A 22,790-nucleotide genomic window follows, 5' to 3' on the forward strand; every position below is an offset into this window, starting at 1 on the left:
CAGCGAAGGTCCTTGAAATCCAATTCAATCAGTGTTGAGACAGTCAGCCAATTCATGAGGTGTGGACAGGTATAAAGTTCGCCTCTGAATATCTAGCCAAGAATAATCCCAATGATTCAGCTCGATTTTTATGGAACGCTTGTGGCCGCTTCCCTGGTGCTTTTGCTAGGACGCGGACTTGTTACACGTATTATTTTTCTGCGTAATTACAATATTCCTGAGCCCGTCGCCGGTGGCCTGGTCGTGGCGCTGGCTCTTCTGTTGCTGCGAACGTTCGACATCGAGGTTCGCTTCGACACTTCACTGCAAGCACCTTTGATGCTGGCGTTTTTCGCCACTATTGGCTTGAGTGCCGATTTTGCCAGCCTGAAGAAAGGCGGGCGTGTAGTGGGCATATTCGTGCTGGCGGTCACCGGCTTGCTGGTGGTTCAGAATGCCTTGGGCATCGGTCTTGCCACTGCGCTGGGGCTGGACCCGTTGATGGGTCTACTGACAGGTTCGATAACGCTGGCGGGCGGTCATGGCACAGGCGCTGCGTGGGGCACGGTGTTTAGTGAGAAGTACGGTCTGGCATCCGCCTCCGAGCTCGCCATGGCATCTGCGACGTTTGGTCTGGTGTTGGGTGGGTTGATTGGTGGTCCCGTGGCTCGCCTGCTCATCAAGCGTGTTCGAGTGCCCGGATGCCAGCCGCAAGAAACGCCGCGATTGCCAAAAGGTTTCGAGCAGCCGAACAAGGAGCGCTCGATCACCCCGTTCTCGTTTATCGAGACACTGGCGCTGATTGCAGTCAGTCTGTTGGCCGGCAATTTGCTCAATGGTCTTCTGCACGGCACCGCATTTGAGTTGCCGACATTTGTCTGCGTCTTGTTCGTGGGTGTCGTTCTGCGTAACGGGCTGTCAGCGCTGGGCTTGTATCAGGTATTTGAGCGCGAAGTCTCGGTGTTGGGGAATGTCAGCCTGTCGTTGTTTCTGGCAATTGCCTTGATGTCGCTCAAGCTGTGGGATCTGGCGGCACTGGCACTACCGATATTCATCATCCTGGCTTCGCAAACACTGGTCATGGCGCTGTTTGCGATTTTCGTGACGTTCAGAATGATGGGCCGTAACTTCGACGCGGCGGTATTGGCAGCGGGGCACTGTGGTTTTGGGCTGGGTGCGACACCGACGGCCATCGCCAACATGCAGGCGGTGACGCAGCGCTACGGTCCTTCGCAGATTGCGTTTCTCGTGGTGCCGATGGTGGGTGCATTCTTCATCGACATTATCAATGTCATCGTGATCAAGCTGTACCTGGTCTTGCCGTTGTTTGTCGCCGTCTGAGCTTCGGACCACTTTAGTCTGAGGCACAAAAAATGCCCGTATCTCGCGATACGGGCATTTTTTTGTCTGAATCGACGCTTAGATGGTCAGCGTCCAGTCGTAGTCGACGATCAGCGGTGCGTGCTGCGAGAACCGAGGCTGACGCGGCAGGCGTGCGCTGCGCACAAAGCGCCGCAAGCCTGGAGTCAGGATCTGGTAGTCGAAGCGCCAGCCCAGATTGAGCATCTCGGCCTGTTCGTTGTCCGGCCACCAGCTGTACTGGTCGCCTTCACGGCTGACTTCGCGCAGGGCATCTACATAGCCCATGTTGCCGACAATCTCGTCCATCCAGGCGCGTTCTGGCGCCAGGAAGCCCGGGGATTGCTGGCTGTCGCGCCAGTTCTTGATGTCGAGCTTCTGCTGCGCGACATACAGCGAGCCACAATAAATGTACTCGCGACGTTTACGCCGCTGTTTGTCCAGGTACTTGCCGAAGTCGTCCATGAGCTTGAACTTCTGGTTCAAGTCCTCATCGCCGTTCATCCCCGAAGGAAGCAGCAAGGTGGCAATACTGACTTTGTCGAAATCTGCTTGCAGGTAGCGCCCGTAGCGGTCGGCCGTCTCGAAACCGAGACCGCTGATGACAGCCTTCGGTTGCAACCGCGAGTACAAAGCCACGCCACCTTGGGCGGGGACTTCAGCATCGCAGGCATAAAGGAAGTAGCCATCCAGTTGGAAGGCTGGGTCATCCAGTTCAAAGGCGGAGGCACGGGTGTCCTGCAGGCAGATGACGTCGGCATTCTGTGCTTGCAGCCAACTGAGCAAACCACGCTCGACTGCAGCCTGAATACCATTGACGTTCACACTGATGATCCGCATAAATGGCCCCAAAAATCGCGTGCGTGTATGATACACGGCGTCAAGCTAATTAGCTAAATCCGTGGTATTTGGGGTTTTTTTCATGCAAGCGTATCAGCGCGATTTCATTCGTTTTGCCATCGATCGCGGCGTTTTGCGCTTCGGTGAGTTCACCCTGAAGTCCGGGCGCACCAGTCCTTACTTCTTCAATGCTGGCCTGTTCAACACGGGTTCGGCCCTGGCGCAGCTGGGTCGGTTCTACGCCGCAGCCATTGCCGAGAGCGGCATTTCTTTCGACGTGCTGTTTGGCCCGGCGTACAAAGGCATTCCGTTGGCAGCGACCACCGCCGTCGCGCTGGCCGAGCATCACGACCGTGACTTGCCATGGTGCTTCAACCGCAAAGAGGCCAAGGCCCACGGCGAAGGCGGCAGTCTGGTTGGCGCCCCGCTGACCGGTGATGTGCTGATCATCGACGACGTGATCACCGCCGGTACCGCGATCCGCGAAGTGATGCAGATCATCGCTTCCCAGGACGGTGCCAAGGCAGCCGGCGTGCTGATCGCCCTGAACCGTCAGGAGCGCGGCAACGGTGAGTTGTCGGCAATCCAGGAAGTGGAGCGCGATTTCGGCATCCCGGTCATCAGCATTGTTTCGCTGAATCAGGTGCTGGAGTTCCTCGCTGACGATCCGCAGCTCAAGCAGCATTTGCCAGCTGTGGAAGCGTACCGCGCCCAGTTCGGCGTTTGACGCAGATTCTGGCCTGACGCAATCAGAATCAAAAGATCGCAGCCTTCGGCAGCTCCTACAGGGATCGCAGGCAAAGAAAGACCCCGTTCAGTCTGACTGAACGGGGTCTTTTTTTTCGGCTAACGCAGACTGCGCCACTTTTCTAGCAGTCTCAGCGTCAATCCTGCATTAATCAGCGCAAATGCCAACAGCGCTATAACCACCATCACGTACAGCGTTCGATCAATATCGAAGTTCCATAGATCCAGCGTACTGCTGCAAACAATGCCCACGGCAGCCGGCAGGTTGACGTAAAACAGCGCTACGAAGGCGCCTGTCAGCGGCAACGCACGCCAGTAAACAGCATTCTTGACCTTCTCGCGGCTGCGTTTTTTGTTCTGCGGGCCGGTTTGGTGTTCATCCAGCGTCAACGCCTCATTGAGCTTGGGCCAGGCCAGATTGAACATGAAGGTGGTCAGGGTCAGCAGCAAGCCGCTGACCGCGACGATGTCACTGAACGGCATTAAGCCCCAGCGTTGCGCACAACAAATCGTGGGAGTCCTCGCTGATCTCAAACTGCCCAGCGCTGCCTTTGCGTTTGGTGATGGGTTTGAAGGTCGGCTCGTTTTGCGTGATCAGCATGTTCAGTTCATCGCGGATCACGTCTGAGCTGATGACCACCAGATAGACATCCTTTGCGTGTTCCGCAGACTCGACGACTGCACGCATGCTGTGTCGCAGAATGTCGTCGAGCTGATTGCGAAAGCGCGACACGGTGTTTTTCAGCAGGGTTTTGCTTTGACTCTGAGTCAGCTGGAAGATCGTCGAGATCTGCGATTCAGTCGGTAGAGTCTGCCCGAAGTAGCTTTGAATCAGGTAAAGCAGGCGATCCTGTTTAGCCTCGTCGGCCCGGCTGGGCATCCCGCCCTCGACCAGCATTTTCAGGTATTCGGTCAGGCTCGCCTTGGCAATACGCTGGAGGGCGTGGGTGATTTCCGCATCGCCGATGCGCAAGGTCTTTTTGACCGGTTCTTTTTGCTCCTGTTCGAAAGCGTCGGCGTCGATCGTGAACGAGATCTGCATGGCTCGGGCCTCCGGGGTTATTTGTTGCTGTCTGCCGGGTACGGATCCTGAGGGGCATCTCCTTGGCCCGTGAGTACTTTCCAGCCTTTCAGAGGGTGAGAGGCTTCGGTGAAGTCAGGGCAGGGTGGCATCGATGTTTGCGAGGGGCCTGAATACTCTCGACCACAGTCCAGGCAGGCGTAGCTACCTGCTGAAATGTCACTACCGTAAGGAACACTATCTTTTTGCATGGGTAAATCTCCGGTGGATGAGGGGAGGATCCTAGGGAGATTTGTTCTGAGGGGATGTCGGACGTTTCGCTGTGTTAAGTCAGACGCTTCCCGCGCGCATAAAAAAGATCGCAGACTTCGTCAGTTCCTACAGTAATTTCATGCAAACGAAATTTGCTTTTGTAGGAGCTGCCGCAGGCTGCGATCTTTACGTTTCAGCGATCAGGGACGCTTGCGATTACTGATCAGCGTACCCACACCGGTATCGGTGAAGATTTCCAGCAGGATCGCATTCGGTACGCGTCCGTCGATGATCAGCGAGCTACCCACGCCACCCTGAACCGCTTCCAGTGCGCAACGGATCTTCGGCAGCATGCCGCCGTAGATGGTGCCGTCGGCGATCAGATCGTCGACCTGCTGGGTGCTCAGGCCGGTCAGAACCGTGCCTGACTTGTCCATCAGGCCGGCAATGTTGGTCAGCAGCATCAGCTTCTCGGCTTTCAGCGCTTCGGCGACTTTGCCTGCCACGAGGTCGGCGTTGATGTTGTACGACTCGCCGTTGGCGCCCACGCCGATTGGCGCGATCACCGGGATGAAATCACCTTTGACCAGCAGATTGAGCAGGTCGGTGTTGATCCCGATGACTTCGCCAACGTGGCCAATGTCGATGATTTCCGGCTGGGTCATCTCCGGGGTCTGGCGGGTGACGGTGAGCTTCTTCGCACGAATCAGCTCGGCGTCTTTACCGGTCAGGCCGATGGCGCTGCCGCCGTGGCGGTTGATCAGGTTGACGATGCTCTTGTTGACCTGACCGCCCAAGACCATTTCGACGACGTCCATGGTCGCGGCGTCAGTCACGCGCATGCCGTCGACAAAATGGCTTTCGATCGACAGGCGCTTGAGCAGATCACCGATCTGTGGGCCGCCGCCGTGCACGACCACCGGATTGATACCCACGGCTTTCATCAGCACGATGTCGCGGGCGAAGCCGGTTTTCAGCTCCTCGCTTTCCATCGCGTTGCCGCCGTATTTGATCACCAGGGTCTTGCCGACGTAGCGTCGGATGTAAGGCAGCGCTTCGGACAGGACTTTGGCAGTGTTGGCGGCGGCTTCGCGTTCGAGGGTCATTCAGGGCTCCGGGTGGATCAGAACGGTAGTTGGAGATCAGGTGCAACGCGTTTCAGTTGGGCGTGGAACACATCTTTGATGCGCTGCAATTCAGCCTCGTCATCGGCCTCGAAGCGCAGCACCAGCACCGGAGTGGTGTTGGACGCGCGCACCAGGCCCCAGCCTTTGGCGTAATCGACTCGCACGCCGTCAATGGTGGTCAGGTCAGCGCCTGCGCCCCACTGTGCGTCGTGCAATGCATCAATGATGCTGAATTTGCTCTCTTCGGTCACATGGATATTGATTTCCGGCGTAGAAATATCGTTCGGGAAGGTCGCAAACAGCTCCTCCGCGGTGGATTTTTCCTTGCTGAGGATCTCCAGCAGACGTGCGGCGCTGTAGATACCGTCGTCGAAACCGAACCAGCGTTCCTTGAAGAAAATGTGCCCGCTCATTTCACCGGCCAGCAGCGCGCCGGATTGTTTCATTTTCTTTTTGATCAACGAATGACCAGTCTTCCACATTAGCGGCCGACCACCGTACTCCTTGATCAGCGGTACCAGACGACGGGTGCATTTGACGTCGAAGATGATTTCCGCGTCCGGGTTGCGCGCCACCACATCACGGGCGAACAGCATCAGCAGGCGATCCGGAAAAACGATGCTGCCAGTATTGGTTACTACGCCGACACGGTCGCCGTCACCATCGAACGCCAGGCCGATGTCGGCGTTGGTTTCCTTGACCTTGGCGATCAGGTCGACGAGGTTTTCCGGCTTGCCCGGGTCCGGGTGGTGATTGGGGAAATTGCCGTCAACTTCACAGAACAGCGGGATGACTTCGCAGTTCAGCGCTTCGATCAGTTGCGGGGCGATCACGCCAGCCGCGCCGTTGCCGCAATCGACCACGACTTTCAGGCGTCGCGCCAGTTTGATGTCCTGGACGATCTCGGTGTTGTAGCGGTCTAGGATCTCGACCTGAGTGACGCTGCCGTTACCGCTGCTCAGATTGTTGGTCTTGAGGCGTTCGTGCAGGGCCTGGATCTGTTCGTTGGCGAGAGTGTCGCCGGCGATGACGATCTTGAAACCGTTGTAGTTCGACGGGTTGTGGCTGCCGGTGAGCATCACGCCGGACTTGCCGGCCAAAACGTTGGCGGCGTAGTACAGCGCCGGAGTGGGCACCAGGCCGACATCGCTGACATGGCAGCCGCTCTCGGCGATACCGCGGATCAGTTCAGCGACCAGTTCCGGCCCGGACAGGCGGCCGTCGCGACCGACGGACACATTGGGTTCGCCTTGGGCAAGGCTCTGCGAGCCGACAGCGCGGCCGATCCAGTAAGCGGTTTCGGCATTGAGGAATTCCGGCACGGTGCCGCGAATGTCATAGGCGCGGAAGATGCTGTCAGGCAGCTTTGGTGCAACTTGGGCGGGGGTGGTCATCTGCGGAAATGCTCCATCTCAAAAGTGACTGGACAGACCGACGACTCATTCGACGGCAAGCTCAAACTGAAGGGTATGACGGCGTTTTCCGCAGAGAGTTCGTGGTATGACAGGGCAAATGGCATGGCTCTCACACGAATTATTTGGTGCCGGTATGGCCGAAACCGCCAGTGCCGCGTTCGGTCTCGACGAACTCTTCAACCATCTCGAAATGCGCCTGCACCACGGGCACCAGCACCAATTGCGCCAGACGTTCACCGACAGTCATGGTGAAGTCAGTCTGGCCGCGGTTCCAGCAGGAAACCATCAGCGGGCCCTGGTAATCGGAGTCGATCAGGCCAACAAGGTTGCCCAGCACGATGCCGTGTTTGTGGCCCATGCCCGAGCGAGGCAGGATCAGCGCGGCGAGGTTCGGGTCACCGATGTAGACCGACAGGCCGGTCGGGATCAGCACGGTTTCACCCGGTTTGATCACGATGTCCTGCTCCAGCATGGCGCGCAGGTCGAGGCCGGCGGAGCCCGGGGTGGCGTATTGTGGCAGCGGGAATTCGGTGCCGATGCGGGGGTCGAGGATCTTGGCTTGCAAAGCGTGCATGTAAATTAAACCTGGTTCAGACGTTCGGCGATAAAAGTGACCAGTTGGCGAGCGATCTTGCTCTTGCTGGTCTGGGCGAAAACCGTGGCGTGAAGCTCACGGTCAATTACGCTGCAGGCGTTTTCTTCGCTGTTGAAACCGATGCTCGGGTTGGCGACGTCGTTGGCGACGATCAAATCGAGATTCTTGTCCTTCAGCTTGCGTGCAGCGTAGTCGAGCAGGTGTTCGGTCTCGGCGGCGAAACCGACACTGAACGGACGATCGGGGCGGGTCGCGATGGTGGCCAGGATGTCTGGGTTGCGCACCATTTGCAGGACGAAGCCGTCGCCGCTCGTAGGATCTTTCTTGAGTTTTTGCGGGGCGATGACTTCTGGACGGTAATCCGCAACCGCTGCCGAGGAAATGAACACATCACAAGGGATCGCGGATTCGCACGCCGCGAGCATGTCGCGGGCACTGACCACGTCGATGCGCGTGACGCGATCCGGGGTCGGCAGGTGCACCGGGCCGCTGATCAAGGTCACGCGGGCGCCGGCTTCCACCGCCGCTTCGGCCAGGGCGAAGCCCATTTTTCCGGAGCTATGGTTGGTGATGTAGCGCACCGGATCGATGTTTTCCTGGGTCGGCCCGGCCGTAATGACGACGTGCTTGCCAGTCAGCGCCTGACGCTGGAAGCAGTCCGCCGCGCACTGCGCCAGATCGGTAGCTTCCATCATGCGGCCCATGCCGACGTCGCCGCAGGCCTGGCTGCCGGAGGCCGGGCCGAACGTCTTCAGGCCGCGACTTTGAAGCAGTTGCAGGTTGGCTTGGGTCGCGGGGTCGCGCCACATCGCCTGATTCATTGCCGGAGCGACCGCCACGACAGCGTCGGTGGCCAGCACCAGCGTGGTCAACAAATCGTTGGCGATGCCTTGGGCCAGGCGGGCGAGCAGGTCGGCGGTGGCCGGGGCGATCAGCACCAGATCGGCCCACTTGGCCAGTTCGATGTGGCCCATCGCCGCTTCGGCGGCGGGGTCGAGCAAATCCAGGTGAACCGGGTGCCCGGACAGGGCCTGCATGGTCAGCGGGGTGATGAACTCGGCGCCGCCATGGGTCATGACCACACGCACTTCGGCGCCCTGGTCGATCAGGCGACGAACCAGATCGGCGCTCTTGTAGGCAGCGATGCCGCCGCCGACGCCCAGAACGATGCGTTTCCGATACAGCCGCTGCATAGGTCTGCCTTTGATTTCGTGGGTGACATACGTGGCGAAACCCCCTCCCCAGGGTGAATCCGCCCGCAAAAAAGATGGGCTAAGATATCACAGCGACCGCTACGGAACAGCGGCGCCCACAGACAGGGAAAGTGTATGAGTATTCGCGATTGGCCTGCGGCGGAGCGCCCGCGGGAGAAGCTACTTGAACAGGGCTCTGCGAGCCTTTCCGACGCCGAATTGCTGGCGATCTTCTTACGCACTGGAGTCACTGGCAAAAGCGCGGTGGATCTTGCGCGACACCTGTTGACTCAATTCGGCAGCCTGCGCGTGTTGCTGGAGGCCGATCTTGCACAATTCAGCAAGGAGTTGGGATTAGGGCCGGCGAAGTTCGCCCAGTTGCAGGCGGTGCTGGAAATGGGCCGTCGGCATCTGGCTGAGCGCATGCGCAGGAAACCCGCACTGGAGAATCCGCAGGCGGTTCGCGATTACCTCAAATCGATGCTGCGCCACGAGCCGCACGAGGTATTTGGTTGTCTGTTTCTGGACTCCAAGCATCAAGTGTTGACGTTCGAGGCGCTGTTTCGCGGCTCCATCGACAATACCAGCGTACATCCCCGTGAGGTGGTGAAGCGTTCCCTGGCCAATAACGCGGCGGCGGTGATCCTTTGTCACAACCACCCGTCGGGGAACAGCGACCCCAGTCAGGCGGATCAGTTGTTGACCAAGCGTTTGCAAAAGGCGCTGGACCTGATTGATGTGCGGGTGCTCGATCACTTCATCGTGGGGGAGGGGGAGCCGCTGTCGATGGCGGAGTGCGGCTGGATGTAAATATCCGCCGACCCTTTCTCTGTAGGAGCTGCCGAAGGCTGCGATCTTTTGACTCTGTTTTAAAGATCAGAAGATCGCAGCCTCGTTTCACTCGACAGCTCCTACAGGGGTTTGGTGGTGTGGCGATTATTTCATGTTGACCCTGGAGTAATCCTGCCGGCCAAACGGGCTTACCGAGTAACCCTGAACGTCTTTACGTGTCAGCGCGAACGCCGTTGGGTGTGCCAGCGGCAGCCACAGTGCCTGCTGCTGAATCTGCGCCTGCGCCTGCTCGTAGAGCTTGGTGCGCACGCCTTGTTCGCTGGTGGTCTTGCCGGCGCTGATCAGCTTGTCGAGATCGGCGTTGCAGTAGCGTGCGAAGTTGGTGCCGGACTTGACCGCGGCGCAGGAAAACTGCGGCGTGAGGAAGTTGTCCGGGTCGCCGTTATCACCGGCCCAGCCCATGAACAAGAGGTCATGCTCGCCTGCCTTGGCGCGGCGAATCAGCTCGCCCCATTCGATCACACGGATTTGCGCCTGAATGCCGATCTCTGCCAGATCCGATTGCAGCATTTGTGCGCCAAGGCTCGGATTCGGGTTGAGCAAGCTGCCGGATGGCCGCGTCCAGATCGTGGTCTTGAAACCATCCTTCAAGCCGGCCTTGGCCATCAGTGCTTTGGCTTTCGCTACGTCATGAGAGTAGCCCGGCAGGCTTTTCGCGTAGCTCCAGGTGTTTGGCGGGTAAGGGCCGTTGGCTGCTTCAGCCGTGTCTTCGAACACGGCTTTGATGTAGTTGGCCTTGTCGAAGGCAAGGTTGATCGCCTGACGCACTTCCGGTTTGTCCAGTGGCGGATGCTGGCTGTTGATGCCGACGAAGGCGGTCATGAACGCATCGGTTTTTTCGACTTTCAGCGTCGGCTCTTTCTGCGCAGCCTCTACGTCCAAGGGTTTTGGCGACAGGGCGATCTGGCATTCATTGCGTCGCAGTTTTTGCAGGCGCACGTTGGCATCTGGCGTGATCGCGAAGATCAGCGGATCCACGGCGGGCTTGCCACGGAAGTAGTCCCGGTTGGCCTTGTAGCGGACCGCGGCGTCTTTCTGGAATCGCGTGAAGACAAACGGGCCGGTGCCGATTGGCTGGCTGTTGAGCTTGTCGGTGGCGTTGGCCTTCAACAGTTTATCGGCGTATTCGGCGGAATAGACCGAGGCGAAACCCATGCTCAGAGTCGCCAGAAAGGTCGAGTCCGGGTGATCAAGTGTGAAGCGCACAGTCAGTGGGTCCAGCGCGTCGATCTTCTTGATGAGCGCCGATAGCTGCATCGATTGCGCGTGAGGGAAGCCGCTTTGGGCAACTTTGTGCCAGGGATTGGCCGGATCGAGCATGCGGTCGAAACTGAATTTGACGTCTTCGGCAGTCAGCTCGCGGGTTGGCTTGAAGTATTCGGTTGTATGAAATTTGACCTGCGGGTGCAATTTGAAGATATAAGTCAGGCCGTCGGTGCTGATTTCCCAGCTGTCGGCCAGGCTCGGGATGACCTTGCCGCTGGCAGTGTCGAAATCAACCAGGCGGTTCATCAGCACATCGGCCGATGCATTGGTGGTGGTCAGCGAGTTGTACTGCACCACATCGAAGCCCTCAGGGCTCGCCTCGGTGCAGACGCTCAGCGCGGCGGCCTGGGCCAGTGGGCTCAGCAGGAGCGGGGCGAACAGCAGGGGTAGGGCAGCGAGGCGCATGGTCGGTTTCCTTTTACAGATCGAAGGCCCATCTGCAAGTGCAGTCTGGAAAAGTCCTACCCTAGAGGTCGCGATTGCAAATGACTATCCCCTTTTGTATTTTCGGGGACGTTTTTACGCAGCTCCGGTGTGTGCCCGGTGCAGCGACGAGCCAGAATCGGGCGCATGAGCGGTTTTCTTCGACGAGTGGTAAAACCCCGTCCCGGCCTTTGTCCAAGGCGTTCGCGAGCAGAATCTGCGCCTTTTTGTGGATTGATTGCACACGGAAAGTTGTTGCACCCCAGTCTTTCTGGTATAAAGCAGCGCTCTTTTCTAGGGGCCCGGTTCCTTCACTGTAGGTGTAGCCGGTAAGACCTCTAAAGAAACGCGGCGCCTGGCGCCAAATGACTGAGAGATTAAGCGGCCAACCCATGCCGGGTTGGGCATGTGGTTTTAGAGGGCTGAGGCATGTCGAGAGTATGTCAAGTTACCGGTAAGGGTCCGGTGACTGGGAATAACATTTCCCACGCAAACAACAAAACCCGTCGTCGTTTCCTGCCGAACCTGCAGCATCACCGCTTCTGGGTTGAAGAAGAGAAACGTTTTGTGCGTCTGCGCGTATCTGCCAAAGGCATGCGTATCATCGACAAGCGTGGCATCACTGTCGTGCTCGCCGAACTTCGCCGCGATGGCAAGATTTAAGGGAGCTAATCATGCGTGAATTGATTCGTTTGATCTCGAGCGCCGGTACTGGTCACTTCTACACTACCGACAAGAACAAGCGTACTACCCCGGACAAAATCGAGATCAAGAAATATGATCCGGTTGTTCGCAAGCACGTGATGTACAAGGAAGGCAAAATCAAGTAATTGATTTTTCCCGACTTACAAAAAAGGCCCGTATCTCACGATACGGGCCTTTTTTGTTTCTCAGGTTTTGTCGCGTCCGTCCGGGCCTCATCGCTGGCAAGCCAGCGATGGGACCAGATCAGCCAGCGAATATCCTCAGCCCTTCTGTTCGAAAATCACATAAACCTTGCGGCAAGCCTCCAGCACCTCCCACGTGCCGCGAAACCCTGCCGGAATCACAAAACGATCACCCACGCGTAAGGTCTTGGCATTGCCGTCGCTGTCACGCAGCACCGAAACACCCTGGAGAATTTCGCAGTATTCATGCTCGGTGTAGTTCACCGTCCACTGACCCACCGCACCTTCCCACACGCCGACACCCATCTGCCCGCAAGGACTTTCATATTGATGGAACACTGCCTGCTCGGGATCGCCCTTGAGTACTTTGGCCGGGTCCGGGCGATAGCGTTCGGCTTCGCTGGAGGTCAGGCTGATGTCGACGACGTTCTGGATGTTCATTGTTGTTATCTCCCGTAAGTGCGGCGCAAGGCTGGAAAAGGCCAAAGTCTATGTTGATTAAAATCAACACTGCAAGGTCGTATAGCCGCCTTATGTCAAATATATTGAAACAAACCCGGCCGCTGGTTTAGGGTGGCGGGTGCCTCGGGCCGAAATGCAGGCTGGCCGGGCAGAATTGCTGAGGACGTCGGCGAAGATCGCGCGGCGCTCGTATTCAACAAGAGGAGGACACCTGAATGACCACCCTGACTCGTGCCGATTGGGAACAACGCGCCCGCGACCTGAAGATCGAAGGCCGCGCCTACCTCAATGGCGAATACACCGACGCCGTCTCCGGCGAGACTTTCGAATGTATCAGCCCGGTCGATGGCCGTCTGCTGGGCAAAATTGCCAGCTGTGACGCCGCCGACGCCCAGCGCGCCGTGGAAAATGCCCGCGCCACCTTCAATTCCGGCGTGTGGTCGCGCCTGGCGCCGACCAAACGCAAAGCCACCATGATCCGTTTCGCCGGCCTGCTGAAACAGCACGCCGAAGAACTGGCCCTGCTCGAAACCCTCGACATGGGCAAGCCGATCAGCGATTCGCTGAACATCGACGTGCCGGGCGCGGCGCAAGCGCTGAGCTGGAGCGGTGAGGCGATCGACAAGATTTACGACGAAGTCGCAGCTACGCCGCACGATCAACTGGGTCTGGTGACCCGCGAGCCAGTCGGCGTGGTTGGCGCCATCGTGCCGTGGAACTTCCCGCTGATGATGGCGTGCTGGAAACTCGGCCCGGCGCTGTCGACCGGTAACTCGGTGATCCTCAAACCGTCGGAAAAATCGCCGCTGACCGCCATCCGTATCGCGGCGCTGGCCGTCGAGGCCGGCATTCCGAAAGGCGTGCTCAACGTCCTTCCGGGCTACGGCCATACCGTTGGCAAGGCGCTGGCTCTGCACAACGATGTGGACACGTTGGTGTTCACCGGTTCGACCAAGATCGCCAAGCAATTGATGATCTACTCCGGCGAATCGAACATGAAACGCGTGTGGCTGGAAGCCGGTGGCAAGAGCCCGAACATCGTCTTTGCCGATGCTCCCGATCTGCAAGCCGCTGCCGAATCGGCCGCCAGCGCCATCGCCTTCAACCAGGGCGAAGTCTGCACCGCCGGTTCGCGTCTGCTGGTCGAGCGTTCGATCAAGGACAAATTCCTGCCGATGGTGATCGAGGCGCTGAAAGCCTGGAAGCCGGGCAACCCGCTGGATCCGGCGACCAACGTCGGCGCGCTGGTTGATACCCAGCAGATGAACACCGTGCTGTCCTACATCGAGTCCGGTCATACCGACGGCGCCAAACTGGTGGCTGGCGGCAAGCGCATTCTTCGGGAAACCGGTGGCACCTACGTCGAGCCGACGATTTTCGACGGCGTGAGCAACGCCATGAAAATCGCACAGGAAGAGATCTTCGGCCCGGTGCTGTCGGTCATCGCTTTCGACACGGCTGAAGAAGCCGTCCAGATTGCCAACGACACGCCTTACGGCCTGGCCGCTGCGGTGTGGACTCAGGACATCTCCAAGGCACACCTGACCGCCAAGGCGCTGCGCGCCGGTAGCGTGTGGGTCAACCAGTACGACGGCGGCGACATGACTGCACCGTTCGGTGGCTTCAAGCAGTCGGGCAATGGTCGTGACAAGTCGCTGCACGCGTTCGACAAGTACACCGAACTGAAAGCGACGTGGATCAAACTGTAAGTCGTTGAAGGGAGCCTGATTCCGTCGGGCTCCCCAGCCATGCAGAGATCCCCTGTGGGAGCGAGCCTGCTCGCGAAGCGGTTTATCAGTCAGCCCAGTTGCTGAATGTGAAACGGCTTTCGCGAGCAGGCTCGCTCCCACAGTGTTTTGGGTGAGTACAAAAAGAATATCCACAGGAGCGTGGAACATGCGGTGGGCGACGTATTTCGCCGTGTTGGCGTCTGTCTTGAGTGTCGGCCTGGCCCTGGGGGTCAGCATGCCGTTGGTGTCGCTACGTCTGGAGGGTTGGGGCTACGGCGCGTTCGCCATTGGCGTAATGGCAGCGATGCCGGCCATTGGCGTGTTGCTGGGCGCGAAAATCTCCAGTCACCTGGCGGCGCGTTTCGGCACGGCGAACCTGATGCGCCTGTGCCTGTGGGCCGGAGCGCTGTCCATTGGCCTGTTGGCGTTATTGCCGAGCTATCCGGTCTGGCTGGTGCTGCGCCTGATGATTGGCGTGATCCTGACCATCGTGTTCATCCTCGGCGAGAGCTGGATCAATCAGCTGGTGGTCGAGCATTGGCGCGGTCGACTGGTGGCGCTGTATGGCAGCAGTTATGCGCTGAGCCAGCTGTCTGGCCCTTTGCTGCTGGGCGCGCTCGGCACTGAAGAGGATTACGGCTTTTGGGTCGGTGTCGCGCTGCTGATGGTCTCCCCTTTGCTGTTGCTGCGCCGTAGCGGTGCGCCGAGCAGTGAAGCGAGCAGCGTGACCTTCCGCGACCTGTGGGGCTTTGCCCGCGAGCTGCCGGCGATTGCCTGGGCGGTGTCGTTGTTTGCCGCGTTCGAGGCGATGATCCTGACGTTGCTGCCGGTGTATTGCCTGCAGCAGGGTTTTACCGCCGAAATCGCCTTGGCGATGGTCAGTACTGTGGTGGTGGGCGATGCGCTGCTGCAATTGCCGATTGGCGCGTTAGCCGATTACCTGTCGCGGCGCACCCTGTTCACCGGGTGCGCGGTGGTGTTGATGCTGTCGAGCCTGGCGATTCCGATGCTGATCGACACGTTGCTGATCTGGCCGCTGTGGGTGTTGTTTGGCGCCAGTGCCGGTGGTTTGTTCACGCTGTCGCTGATCCTCATCGGTGAGCGTTACCGTGATGACGCGCTGGTGCGAGCCAATGCGCATATCGCGCAACTGTGGGGCGTTGGCTGTCTGATCGGGCCGTTGGCAGCCGGGGCGGGCAGTCAGTGGATCAGCGGGCATGCGTTGCCCTGGTTGATGGCGGCGGGGGCTTTTGGGCTGGTGATTCTGGTATCCCGACAAGGTGCTTTTGGCACAGTGCAGACTGCTTAAAGTCAAAAGATCGCAGCCTTCGGCAGCTCTACAGAGAGAATGCATTCCAAATGCAGGAGCTGCCGAAGGCTGCGATCTTTTGATCTTTAAAGCATCTGCTCCAGACCAACGCTGGTACTGAACCACGCATTGAACCGGCGCCACCAACTCCCCGGTTCCTTGCTCAACGTGTGCATCCGACCGTTATCCTCGGTCACCCAGACGATATTCCCGTCCTGCAATTTCGCTTCGTAGCTGAGTGCCGGCGCCATGCCTTGCAGCGCCAGTTCGCGCACATGCTCGGCAAGCTGCGGACTGTCCACCAACACGCCGACTTCGGTGTTCCACAGCACCGAGCGAGGGTCGAAATTGAACGAGCCAATAAACGATTTACGTCGGTCGAAGATTATCGCCTTACTGTGCAGGCTGGAGTCCGAGCCGCGAAACGACTTGCTGTAAAACACGTGCGGGCCGCTGCCGCCACCGTCCCCCGGTTGGCGGCGCAGTTCGAACAGTTTTACGCCATGCTCCAGCAGCGCCTTGCGATACGGCGCATACCCGCCATGCACCGCAGGCACATCCGTGGCCTCCAGCGAATTGGTCAGCAGGCTTACCGAAACCCCGGCATCAGCACGCCCGGTCAGGTAGACGAGCCCCGGCTGGCCCGGTACGAAATAGGCCGAGATCATGATCAGTTCTTTGCTGACCCCCGTAAGCTCTGGCGCCAGTTGCGTGGTCAGGAGCAATTGCGGGTCTGGCTCGCCTTTGGATAGCACCTTGCTCGGCGCATCCCACAGCGCCTGATTCCACGCCCAGATCAGCTCTTTGCGCCAGATGTCCATGCGCGGGTCGGTCTTGAACGTCATCAACTGCTGATACAGCGCGTGGTTCTGCTTTCGGGTTTCCTCCAGCGACTCTTCGAGGCGCATGCGGGTGTTTTGCAAATCCCTGGCCGTCGGTTTGCTGCTGAGGAACTCCTCGATGGGTTTGCTCAACGCGCTGTTCCAGTACTGATCGAAACTGTGCCCGAGCTGCTCGGCCACCGGCCCCACGCTGAGCATGTCGATGTCAGTGAAATTCAGATTCGGCTCGGCATCGAAGTACTCGTCGCCCAGATTGCGTCCGCCGACGATTGCCACGCTGTTATCCGCCAGCCACAACTTGTTGTGCATCCGCCGGTGTTGCAGCGACAGGTTGAACAGTCGTCCGGCAGCCCGGGTCACGCCGGTGCTGCGTCCCAGGTGCAGCGGATTGAACAGACGGATATGAATCTGCGGGTGCGCCGCCAGTGTCGCGATGATCTGGTCAAGACCGTCGCTGGTGGTGTCGTCGAGCAGAATCCGCACGCGTACGCCACGGTCGGCGGCTTTCAACAATTCTTCCACCAGCATCCGTGTGCTGACGCCGTCATGCACGATGTAGTACTGCAAATCGAGGCTGCTTTGCGCGTGGCGAATCAGTTCGGCACGGGCGGTGAACGCCTCGGTGCTGTTGGAAAGCAAACGAAAGCCGGATTGCCCTCCGTACGGCGCCGCCTGAGCTTGAACCGACCGGCCGAAAGCCGAGTCGGACGCTGGCAATGCCTGGCTCGGTTCGCGTGGGGCGTTCAGGCTCGCGCAACTGCTGAGCAGGAGCATGAGAAGTACAGGGAAAAGTAGGACCGTTCTGGATCTCAAGGAGGATCATCTCATGGCGGGTCGAAGGTCGAAGTATGGCACGGGCGTAGGACATTCTTTGTTCAGATTAAATTCACTCTGGACTTTGAGTCGGCTCTGTCGATGCCCGCTGAAATGGACTACGCAGTACGTCGAAAACGCTATGCCTACCAGGTGACTGGAACCTACAGAAAAGCCCCTCTGAACCGGGAATGATGTGCGGGCATAACGGCCGCTCAGGACTGCGCAACGTCCTGAAACGACCTGTGTATGTACCCAACCATCAACCGGTAAATAACAATGAAAAAACTCTATGCAGCCAGTGCCTTGCTATTGGCACTGTCACCCTTTGCAGCTCAGGCCGCCGCCGTCGACCTGACGGTCTCCGGCACAGTGATTCCGACGACCTGCGTTCCGGCATTCGCCGGTGGCAGCAACGTTAATCTGGGGCGTATTTTTTCCGCCAGTCTGAGCGCAACGCAGCAGAACGATCTGCCCCCAAGGGACATCACCCTAAAGGTTGCATGCGATGCACCGGCGGCGGTTGAGATCTCGGCGACTGACAACCGTGCCGCCACCAAAGTGTCAGGCCTGACGTTCAATGGCCGGACTTCTGACACGCTTTATTACGGTCTAGGCAGCACAAAGGGTGTCGGCATTGGCGGTTTCGGTCTGCTGACCGGCCAGCCACTTGCCGATGGCACGCCACAAACCTTCCTGGTACGCAGCCCACAAAACCGCGTGTGGCGTATACCGGCTGCCGGCCTGGTATCCAACGCACCTATCACTTATTCGTGGGGGCCAAGTGCTGCGGCGGGTCCTGCCGCTGCTCGGCTGCACACGTTCCCGATGCAGGTCGCGGCAGCGATTCGCCCGACCGCCGATCTGCCGCCGACCACCGATGAGTTCCTGCTCGATGGTTCGGTGACGTTCGACGTGTTCTACCTCTGAGTCGAAAGACTGACGAACCCATGCGGCTCGCTTGATGCGCCTCGCAGGGCCTGAATAGCGTTAGCGCGTATTTTTTCGCATCAAGGTATCGGCCGACATCGCCTGGCGCATTCGGCCGATGCCCGCTGGAGAATTTCATGTATCCCCTTTTTTCTTTCCAGGTGCCTGCCGCCTTCGTAGCCGTGTGCCTGTCATTCATGAGCACCAGTAGCCATGCCGCTGGCATGGTTCCGGAAACGCCGGTTGTGGTGGTCGATCAAGCGTTGGGGGAGGCGACCCTGAATGTCCGCAACTCCGACGACCAGCCGGCACTGCTCTACAGCTCCATCGAGCACATTCCCGAGGATACCGAGCCGCTGCTATTGCTCAATCCACCTGTGGCTCGTGTCGAGCCGGGCAAAAGTCAGCAGGTGCGGTTCATTTTGCGGGAGGTCGGACCGCTGAAAACCGAGCGCCTGCAACGCGTGGTATTCGAAGGGATCAGCCCGCGGCAAGTGGGGAGCGGCGCGCAGGTGAATCTGACCGTGCGCCAGAACATCCCGGTGATTGTCCGGCCGGCCAACCTGGCTATCGACCGTATGCCCTGGAAGCGCCTGGTCTGGAGCGTTGCCGGTCAGCAAGTTCGCGTGAGTAACCCCAGTCCGTATGTGGTCAGGCTGTCCAAAGCGGTGAACCTTATTCCCGGTGGCGTCACGCTCGATCTGCAACGCACTTACATTCTGCCGGGCGAAGTGCTGATGCTCGACGCATCGTCGACATTGGGCAGTCACGTACGGTTGTTTCCGGCGTCAACTTACGGTTTTGCCGTCGACAGCTACGACGCGCCGTTGACCGTTCAAAAATGAAACGCAGGGCGCTGCTCCTGCGGGTATTTTGCGCTGTCCCCGGCTGGCTGGCACCGGTCCTCCTGATGCCTTCAGTAGCCGCGGCTATGACATATACCGAATTCGACCCGGCGGTACTGGAAGCTCGCGGTATCGACCCTGCCATCGCCCGGTTTTTTGGCGTGGAACCCCGTTTCACGGCCGGACGCAGTCGAGTGGCGCTTGAGGTCAACGGCAGGGCTATGGGTTCGGTTGTGGCGAGGTTTGATGGCGACGGGCAGCTATGTCTCGACAACCGGTTGCTGGATCAGGCGTCCATTGCCGTACCTTCCGGCTTGCCCGACAACGCCAGCAATGGCAGCTGTGTTCAAGTGGACCAGCATCTGACTGGCGTGCAGGTACGGCTTGATCCCGGTTCGCAAAAAGTGATGCTGTTGGTACCGACCGGTCTGCTGCTTGAACCAAAGTCTGCCGCACGCGGCTGGCAATCGGGCGGCAGTGCCGGGTTATTCAACTACGACGCGCTAGTGGTGAGCGACTCCAGCCCTGGCCAGTCGACCCAATATCTAAACCTTGCTAGCGAGTTGGGGTTCAATGCCGCCGACTGGGTGGTGCGCAGTCGGCAGAACTACAACTCATCCGCGGGTGTCGAGCGTTTCGATCTTCTCTATACCCATGCTTCGCGCACATGGGAGGCGTATGCGGCGGAGGTGCAGGTCGGGCAGCTCAACATGCGTTCATCGTTGTTCGCGGGGGAGCCGTTCACGGGTGTGCAAATCTTGCCTGACTCGGCCTTGGCCGGGGCCGTGGCAGACGATCCCGGTAGCGGCTCGGTCGTGGAAGGTCATGCACCGTCGCCCGCGCGCATTGAAGTTCGGCAGAGCGGCGTGGTGGTCTATTCCACTGTGGTACCCGGCGGGCCGTTTGCACTGCGTAATTTGCCGTTGTTGAGCCGTCATCTGGATCTGGAAGTCACCGTCGTGGCCGAAAGTGGTGAGCGCCACGTATTTCTCGTTTCGGCCGCCTCTTTGAGAGCCCCGTCCCTGCCGGCGAAACCCGGATATGGGCTCGCGGCAGGAAAGGTCCGGCGAATGCGCAATGATGACCGCGAAGCGCCGGCCTTCGTGGCGGCCAGCAAAGACTGGTTGTTGGGCTCGACGACTGGCTTCAGCGCCGGGATCATGGGTGCTGGCGACTATCGTTCCGTAGGCTGGGAGTTAAAGCAGGCTTTGGGCATGGGGGCGGTGGTCAGCGTGCAGCAGCTCAATTCCATGACCGTGGATTCGGGCCAGGGCCGGAGGACGCAAGCGGTGCTTGGTATGCCTTTGGGCTACGGCCTGTCAGCCAGTATCAACATGAGCCGGCGCAGTGCGGGTTTTCGTACCCTGGCGCAGACGGGGCAGGGTGCCGGAGAGGAGCAGGGCCAGCAGGGCGAGCGACAATGGGGCGCCGGGGTCAACTACTCGAGTCGTGACTGGGGCGCCTTTTCCGGCTTCTGGTCGACGTATGCGGGGCAGGACAGCACGCAACATTCGCGGATGGGGGCGACATGGTCGCAGACTTTTTCCAAGGCCAATTTATCGCTCAGTGTTCAGCGCGAAAGCAGTGGTTCCGCCATGGGAGGGCGAGGTGGCAGTGCCTATCTGACCGTTGGTTTCCCGTTGGGAAGCAAAGGCAGAGTGAATACATTCGCCCGGCACGATGAGCAGCGGGGATTGCGCACGGGTACCCGTTATGCCGAACAATTGAGCGACACGCTGAATTACAGCGTGGAAATGATGCGTGTGCAGAACGGGCAAACCGACTTCAATGCCCGGCTCAGTGCATTGCCGCGTTACACCAGTGTCGACCTTGGTTACTCGCGTAACAGCGTCGGCTTGAGCCGTTATGACGCCGGGCTGCGCGGTGGTCTGGTGCTGCACGAAGCGGGCGTGACGCTTTCGCCTTATCCGGTGCGCGAGACTTTTGCGCTGGTCAAAGCAGGTGAGAATGCCGGTATCCAGCTGAGCACGCCGCAAGGTCCGGTCTGGACCGATGGCGCGGGGCGGGCAGTGGCTTCGAGTTTGTCGGCGTGGCGCACCAATCGAGTTGAAATCGACACCCGCAGCCTGCCGCGCAATGTTGATGTACTCAATGGTTATCAGGAAGTCGAAGCCGGACGTGGCGCCGTGCCGCGCCTGGACTTTCCCGTAGACACCGTGCGCCGTCTGATGCTGCAGGTGCGTACGCCTGACGGTTTGCCCGTCCCCAAAGGCGCATCGGTGCAGGATGGGCAAGGTAACTATCTCACCAGTGTCGTGGATGCCGGGCTGGTGTACCTGACCGATGCACCAGTCCTGGTGCGGTTGCGAATCGACGCCGGCATCGGTCAAGCCTGTCAGGTCGAGGTCAATGCGCCGGCAAGCAGCGACACCGATAAACTCTATGCAACGGTCGATGCGGTCTGCCAATCAGTCGAGGGCCAGTAGCCGGATCGCCGCTGCGCCAACTTTACGCACCGCCTCTTCAATTTGCGGCGTTGGTTTGGCAGCGTAGTTCATCCGCAGGCAATTGCGGTACTTGCCGGAGGCAGAAAAGATGCTGCCAACAGCGATCTGTACGCCTTCCTCGAGCAGTGCACGATTCAGTTTCAGGGCGTCGAAGCCTTCCGGCAGTTCGACCCACAACATGAAGCTGCCTTGCGGGCGGCTGGCGCGCGTGCCGGCGGGGAAGTAGCGGGTCACCCAGTCGATCATCATGTCGCGATTACGCTGGTATTGCGTGCGCATCCGCCGCAAATGCGGTTCAAAGTGGCCGGACTTGAGGAACTCGGCAATGGCGATCTGCGGCTGTGGCGCGGTCGAGCCGGTGCTGATGTATTTCATGTGCAGCACCCGTTCCAGATTTCGACCCGGCGCAACCCAGCCGATGCGCAGCCCCGGTGCCAACGTCTTGGAAAACGAACTGCAAAGCAGCACACGGCCGTCTTCATCGAACGATTTGATCGTGCGTGGACGCGGGTAGGTGTAGGCCAGTTCGCCATACACATCGTCCTCGATGATCGCTACGTCGAAGCGCTGTGCGAGGTTGAGCAGGGCGCGTTTGCGCGACTCCGGCATGATGTAGCCAAGCGGGTTGTTGCAGTTGGGCGTGAGCTGGATGACCTTGATCGGCCACTGCTCCAGCGCCAGTTCCAACGCTTCGAGACTGATGCCGGTGAGTGGGTCGGTGGGGATTTCCAGGGCCTTCATGCCCAGCCCCTTGAGTGTCTGCATGGCACCGTGGAAGCTTGGCGAATCCACCGCGACGATGTCGCCGGGTTCGCAGATCGCCCGGATACTGGTGGACAGCGCTTCGTGGCAACCGGTGGTGACGACGAGATCGCTGGCGCTCAACTGGCAGCCGGAATCGAGCATCAGCCGGGCAATCTGCTCACGCAATTCGAGGGTGCCGTGGATGTTGTCGTAGTACAGGCCGGGCATGTCCTGGCGGCGACTGATCCGCGCCAGTCCGCGCAGCAGCGGCTTCATGGTCGGTGAGCTGATGTCGGGCATGCCGCGACCGAGTTGCACCACATCCTTGCGCGGCACCGCGCGAATCAGCTCCAGCACCTGATCCCACTGCGAGATATCCACCGGTCGCTGTGCCGGCCGGCCGACGGCGGGCAGATCCGGCAGCTCGCGTCCGACCGGCACGAAGTAACCGGATTTGGGTTTCGGCGTGGCCAGGCCACCGTCTTCAAGCATGCGATAAGCCTGCTGCACCGTGCTGAGGCTGACGCCATGTTCTACGCTCAGGGCGCGCACCGACGGCAGTCGATCACCTGGTCGATAGAAGCCTTGTTCGATGCGTGTGCCGAGCAGTTCGGCGAGATTCACATAAAGCGTCATGGCACTGCCTCGATGCAGGTGATTCGAAAAACCAGTACAGATGCGGCATAAATCG

At 59.4% G+C, this 22,790-nt stretch carries 20 protein-coding genes and 1 pseudogene; 10 read left to right on the forward strand and 11 right to left on the reverse strand.

Annotated elements, in window-relative coordinates:
* Positions 1 to 111: 111 nt before the first annotated feature.
* A complete protein-coding gene (gene gltS / locus IEQ42_RS26145) occupies positions 112 to 1,320 on the forward strand; it encodes a sodium/glutamate symporter (protein WP_210706036.1) in 1,209 nt (402 codons plus the stop codon).
* Between the two features lie 78 nt (positions 1,321 to 1,398).
* On the opposite strand, the gene IEQ42_RS26150 is transcribed toward gltS, so the two are convergent.
* Positions 1,399 to 2,178, reverse strand: coding sequence for an exodeoxyribonuclease III (locus IEQ42_RS26150; RefSeq protein ID WP_007920349.1), 780 nt, complete (start codon positions 2,176 to 2,178; stop codon positions 1,399 to 1,401).
* Between the two features lie 82 nt (positions 2,179 to 2,260).
* Here IEQ42_RS26150 and pyrE point away from each other — a divergent pair, with 82 nt between their 5' ends.
* A complete protein-coding gene (gene pyrE / locus IEQ42_RS26155; protein WP_041071932.1) occupies positions 2,261 to 2,905 on the forward strand; it encodes an orotate phosphoribosyltransferase in 645 nt (214 codons plus the stop codon).
* Positions 2,906 to 3,024: 119 nt separating this feature from the next.
* On the opposite strand, the gene IEQ42_RS26160 is transcribed toward pyrE, so the two are convergent.
* The 6 genes and pseudogenes from IEQ42_RS26160 to coaBC all read right to left on the reverse strand — a co-directional run bounded on the left by IEQ42_RS26160 (position 3,025) and on the right by coaBC (position 8,528).
* A complete protein-coding gene (locus IEQ42_RS26160) occupies positions 3,025 to 3,408 on the reverse strand; it encodes a hypothetical protein (protein WP_210706037.1) in 384 nt (127 codons plus the stop codon).
* On the reverse strand, positions 3,395 to 3,967 hold the full coding sequence (locus tag IEQ42_RS26165) for a hypothetical protein (RefSeq protein ID WP_210706038.1): 573 nt from the start codon (positions 3,965 to 3,967) through the stop codon (positions 3,395 to 3,397). The genes IEQ42_RS26160 and IEQ42_RS26165 overlap by 14 nt, the downstream gene beginning before the upstream one ends.
* 431 nt (positions 3,968 to 4,398) lie before the next feature.
* Positions 4,399 to 5,304 (reverse strand): acetylglutamate kinase, encoded by a 906-nt coding sequence (gene argB / locus IEQ42_RS26170; protein ID WP_210706039.1) that lies wholly within the window; start codon positions 5,302 to 5,304, stop codon positions 4,399 to 4,401.
* Between the two features lie 17 nt (positions 5,305 to 5,321).
* Positions 5,322 to 6,698 (reverse strand): annotated as a pseudogene (locus tag IEQ42_RS26175) (phosphomannomutase/phosphoglucomutase); the annotation flags it as partial.
* 160 nt (positions 6,699 to 6,858) lie between these two features.
* The gene (gene dut, locus IEQ42_RS26180; RefSeq protein WP_016985816.1) at positions 6,859 to 7,314 is read right to left on the reverse strand and encodes a dUTP diphosphatase; all 456 of its coding nucleotides are present in this window, start codon (positions 7,312 to 7,314) and stop codon (positions 6,859 to 6,861) included.
* 5 nt (positions 7,315 to 7,319) lie between these two features.
* Entirely contained in the window at positions 7,320 to 8,528 is a 1,209-nt protein-coding gene (gene coaBC / locus IEQ42_RS26185; protein WP_042561751.1) for a bifunctional phosphopantothenoylcysteine decarboxylase/phosphopantothenate--cysteine ligase CoaBC, read from the reverse strand.
* 135 nt (positions 8,529 to 8,663) lie between these two features.
* On the opposite strand from coaBC, the gene radC reads away from it, so the two are divergent.
* Positions 8,664 to 9,338: a RadC family protein gene (radC, locus tag IEQ42_RS26190; protein WP_042561750.1), complete on the forward strand. Its 675-nt coding sequence runs from the start codon at positions 8,664 to 8,666 to the stop codon at positions 9,336 to 9,338.
* A 126-nt stretch (positions 9,339 to 9,464) separates the two neighbouring features.
* Here radC and IEQ42_RS26195 read toward each other — a convergent pair whose 3' ends face one another.
* Positions 9,465 to 11,051: an ABC transporter substrate-binding protein gene (locus tag IEQ42_RS26195; RefSeq protein ID WP_210706040.1), complete on the reverse strand. Its 1,587-nt coding sequence runs from the start codon at positions 11,049 to 11,051 to the stop codon at positions 9,465 to 9,467.
* Between the two features lie 447 nt (positions 11,052 to 11,498).
* Between IEQ42_RS26195 and rpmB the strand changes: the two genes are divergently transcribed.
* Positions 11,499 to 11,732 carry a 50S ribosomal protein L28 gene (gene rpmB, locus IEQ42_RS26200; RefSeq protein WP_007920377.1) on the forward strand — a complete coding sequence of 78 codons (234 nt, stop codon included), beginning with the start codon at positions 11,499 to 11,501 and terminating at the stop codon, positions 11,730 to 11,732.
* Positions 11,733 to 11,743: 11 nt separating this feature from the next.
* Positions 11,744 to 11,899: a 50S ribosomal protein L33 gene (gene rpmG, locus IEQ42_RS26205; protein ID WP_016772554.1), complete on the forward strand. Its 156-nt coding sequence runs from the start codon at positions 11,744 to 11,746 to the stop codon at positions 11,897 to 11,899.
* Between the two features lie 135 nt (positions 11,900 to 12,034).
* Here the strand turns inward: rpmG and IEQ42_RS26210 are convergent, their stop codons facing one another.
* Positions 12,035 to 12,397 (reverse strand): cupin domain-containing protein, encoded by a 363-nt coding sequence (locus tag IEQ42_RS26210; protein WP_042561748.1) that lies wholly within the window; start codon positions 12,395 to 12,397, stop codon positions 12,035 to 12,037.
* Between the two features lie 236 nt (positions 12,398 to 12,633).
* Here IEQ42_RS26210 and IEQ42_RS26215 point away from each other — a divergent pair, with 236 nt between their 5' ends.
* Together IEQ42_RS26215 and IEQ42_RS26220 are read left to right on the forward strand one after the other, a co-directional pair.
* Positions 12,634 to 14,127: an aldehyde dehydrogenase gene (locus IEQ42_RS26215; RefSeq protein WP_210706041.1), complete on the forward strand. Its 1,494-nt coding sequence runs from the start codon at positions 12,634 to 12,636 to the stop codon at positions 14,125 to 14,127.
* A 187-nt stretch (positions 14,128 to 14,314) separates the two neighbouring features.
* A complete protein-coding gene (locus IEQ42_RS26220) occupies positions 14,315 to 15,457 on the forward strand; it encodes an MFS transporter (protein WP_210706042.1) in 1,143 nt (380 codons plus the stop codon).
* An 86-nt stretch (positions 15,458 to 15,543) separates the two neighbouring features.
* On the opposite strand, the gene IEQ42_RS26225 is transcribed toward IEQ42_RS26220, so the two are convergent.
* On the reverse strand, positions 15,544 to 17,112 hold the full coding sequence (locus IEQ42_RS26225; RefSeq protein WP_395593234.1) for a phospholipase D family protein: 1,569 nt from the start codon (positions 17,110 to 17,112) through the stop codon (positions 15,544 to 15,546).
* Between the two features lie 279 nt (positions 17,113 to 17,391).
* On the opposite strand from IEQ42_RS26225, the gene IEQ42_RS26230 reads away from it, so the two are divergent.
* The 3 genes from IEQ42_RS26230 (at position 17,392) to IEQ42_RS26240 (ending at position 21,334) form a co-directional block, all read left to right on the forward strand.
* A complete protein-coding gene (locus IEQ42_RS26230; RefSeq protein WP_210706044.1) occupies positions 17,392 to 18,042 on the forward strand; it encodes a DUF1120 domain-containing protein in 651 nt (216 codons plus the stop codon).
* A 137-nt stretch (positions 18,043 to 18,179) separates the two neighbouring features.
* On the forward strand, positions 18,180 to 18,887 hold the full coding sequence (locus IEQ42_RS26235) for a fimbria/pilus chaperone family protein (RefSeq protein ID WP_210706045.1): 708 nt from the start codon (positions 18,180 to 18,182) through the stop codon (positions 18,885 to 18,887).
* A gap of 86 nt (positions 18,888 to 18,973) precedes the next feature.
* Positions 18,974 to 21,334 (forward strand): fimbria/pilus outer membrane usher protein, encoded by a 2,361-nt coding sequence (locus IEQ42_RS26240; RefSeq protein WP_210706046.1) that lies wholly within the window; start codon positions 18,974 to 18,976, stop codon positions 21,332 to 21,334.
* Here the strand turns inward: IEQ42_RS26240 and IEQ42_RS26245 are convergent.
* A complete protein-coding gene (locus tag IEQ42_RS26245) occupies positions 21,317 to 22,735 on the reverse strand; it encodes an aminotransferase-like domain-containing protein (protein ID WP_210706047.1) in 1,419 nt (472 codons plus the stop codon). The genes IEQ42_RS26240 and IEQ42_RS26245 overlap by 18 nt on opposite strands.
* Between the last annotated feature and the right edge of the window lie 55 nt (positions 22,736 to 22,790).

It is taken from the genome of Pseudomonas iridis, assembly GCF_017980685.1.
GTDB lineage: Bacteria > Pseudomonadota > Gammaproteobacteria > Pseudomonadales > Pseudomonadaceae > Aquipseudomonas > Aquipseudomonas iridis.

Bases quoted from the DNA above. Each gene is read 5' to 3' on its own strand.
- IEQ42_RS26165 (WP_210706038.1), bottom strand. From the start codon at position 3,967: ATGCAGATCTCGTTCACGATCGACGCCGACGCTTTCGAACAGGAGCAA.
- pyrE (WP_041071932.1), top strand. From the start codon at position 2,261: ATGCAAGCGTATCAGCGCGATTTCATTCGTTTTGCCATCGATCGCGGC.
- IEQ42_RS26245 (WP_210706047.1), bottom strand. From the start codon at position 22,735: ATGACGCTTTATGTGAATCTCGCCGAACTGCTCGGCACACGCATCGAA.
- rpmB (WP_007920377.1), top strand. From the start codon at position 11,499: ATGTCGAGAGTATGTCAAGTTACCGGTAAGGGTCCGGTGACTGGGAAT.
- IEQ42_RS26215 (WP_210706041.1), top strand. From the start codon at position 12,634: ATGACCACCCTGACTCGTGCCGATTGGGAACAACGCGCCCGCGACCTG.
- IEQ42_RS26210 (WP_042561748.1), bottom strand. From the start codon at position 12,397: ATGAACATCCAGAACGTCGTCGACATCAGCCTGACCTCCAGCGAAGCC.
- IEQ42_RS26160 (WP_210706037.1), bottom strand. From the start codon at position 3,408: ATGCCGTTCAGTGACATCGTCGCGGTCAGCGGCTTGCTGCTGACCCTG.
- IEQ42_RS26150 (WP_007920349.1), bottom strand. From the start codon at position 2,178: ATGCGGATCATCAGTGTGAACGTCAATGGTATTCAGGCTGCAGTCGAG.
- IEQ42_RS26220 (WP_210706042.1), top strand. From the start codon at position 14,315: ATGCGGTGGGCGACGTATTTCGCCGTGTTGGCGTCTGTCTTGAGTGTC.
- radC (WP_042561750.1), top strand. From the start codon at position 8,664: ATGAGTATTCGCGATTGGCCTGCGGCGGAGCGCCCGCGGGAGAAGCTA.
- argB (WP_210706039.1), bottom strand. From the start codon at position 5,304: ATGACCCTCGAACGCGAAGCCGCCGCCAACACTGCCAAAGTCCTGTCC.
- coaBC (WP_042561751.1), bottom strand. From the start codon at position 8,528: ATGCAGCGGCTGTATCGGAAACGCATCGTTCTGGGCGTCGGCGGCGGC.
- IEQ42_RS26230 (WP_210706044.1), top strand. From the start codon at position 17,392: ATGAAAAAACTCTATGCAGCCAGTGCCTTGCTATTGGCACTGTCACCC.
- IEQ42_RS26235 (WP_210706045.1), top strand. From the start codon at position 18,180: ATGTATCCCCTTTTTTCTTTCCAGGTGCCTGCCGCCTTCGTAGCCGTG.
- rpmG (WP_016772554.1), top strand. From the start codon at position 11,744: ATGCGTGAATTGATTCGTTTGATCTCGAGCGCCGGTACTGGTCACTTC.
- IEQ42_RS26240 (WP_210706046.1), top strand. From the start codon at position 18,974: ATGACATATACCGAATTCGACCCGGCGGTACTGGAAGCTCGCGGTATC.
- IEQ42_RS26195 (WP_210706040.1), bottom strand. From the start codon at position 11,051: ATGCGCCTCGCTGCCCTACCCCTGCTGTTCGCCCCGCTCCTGCTGAGC.
- gltS (WP_210706036.1), top strand. From the start codon at position 112: ATGATTCAGCTCGATTTTTATGGAACGCTTGTGGCCGCTTCCCTGGTG.
- dut (WP_016985816.1), bottom strand. From the start codon at position 7,314: ATGCACGCTTTGCAAGCCAAGATCCTCGACCCCCGCATCGGCACCGAA.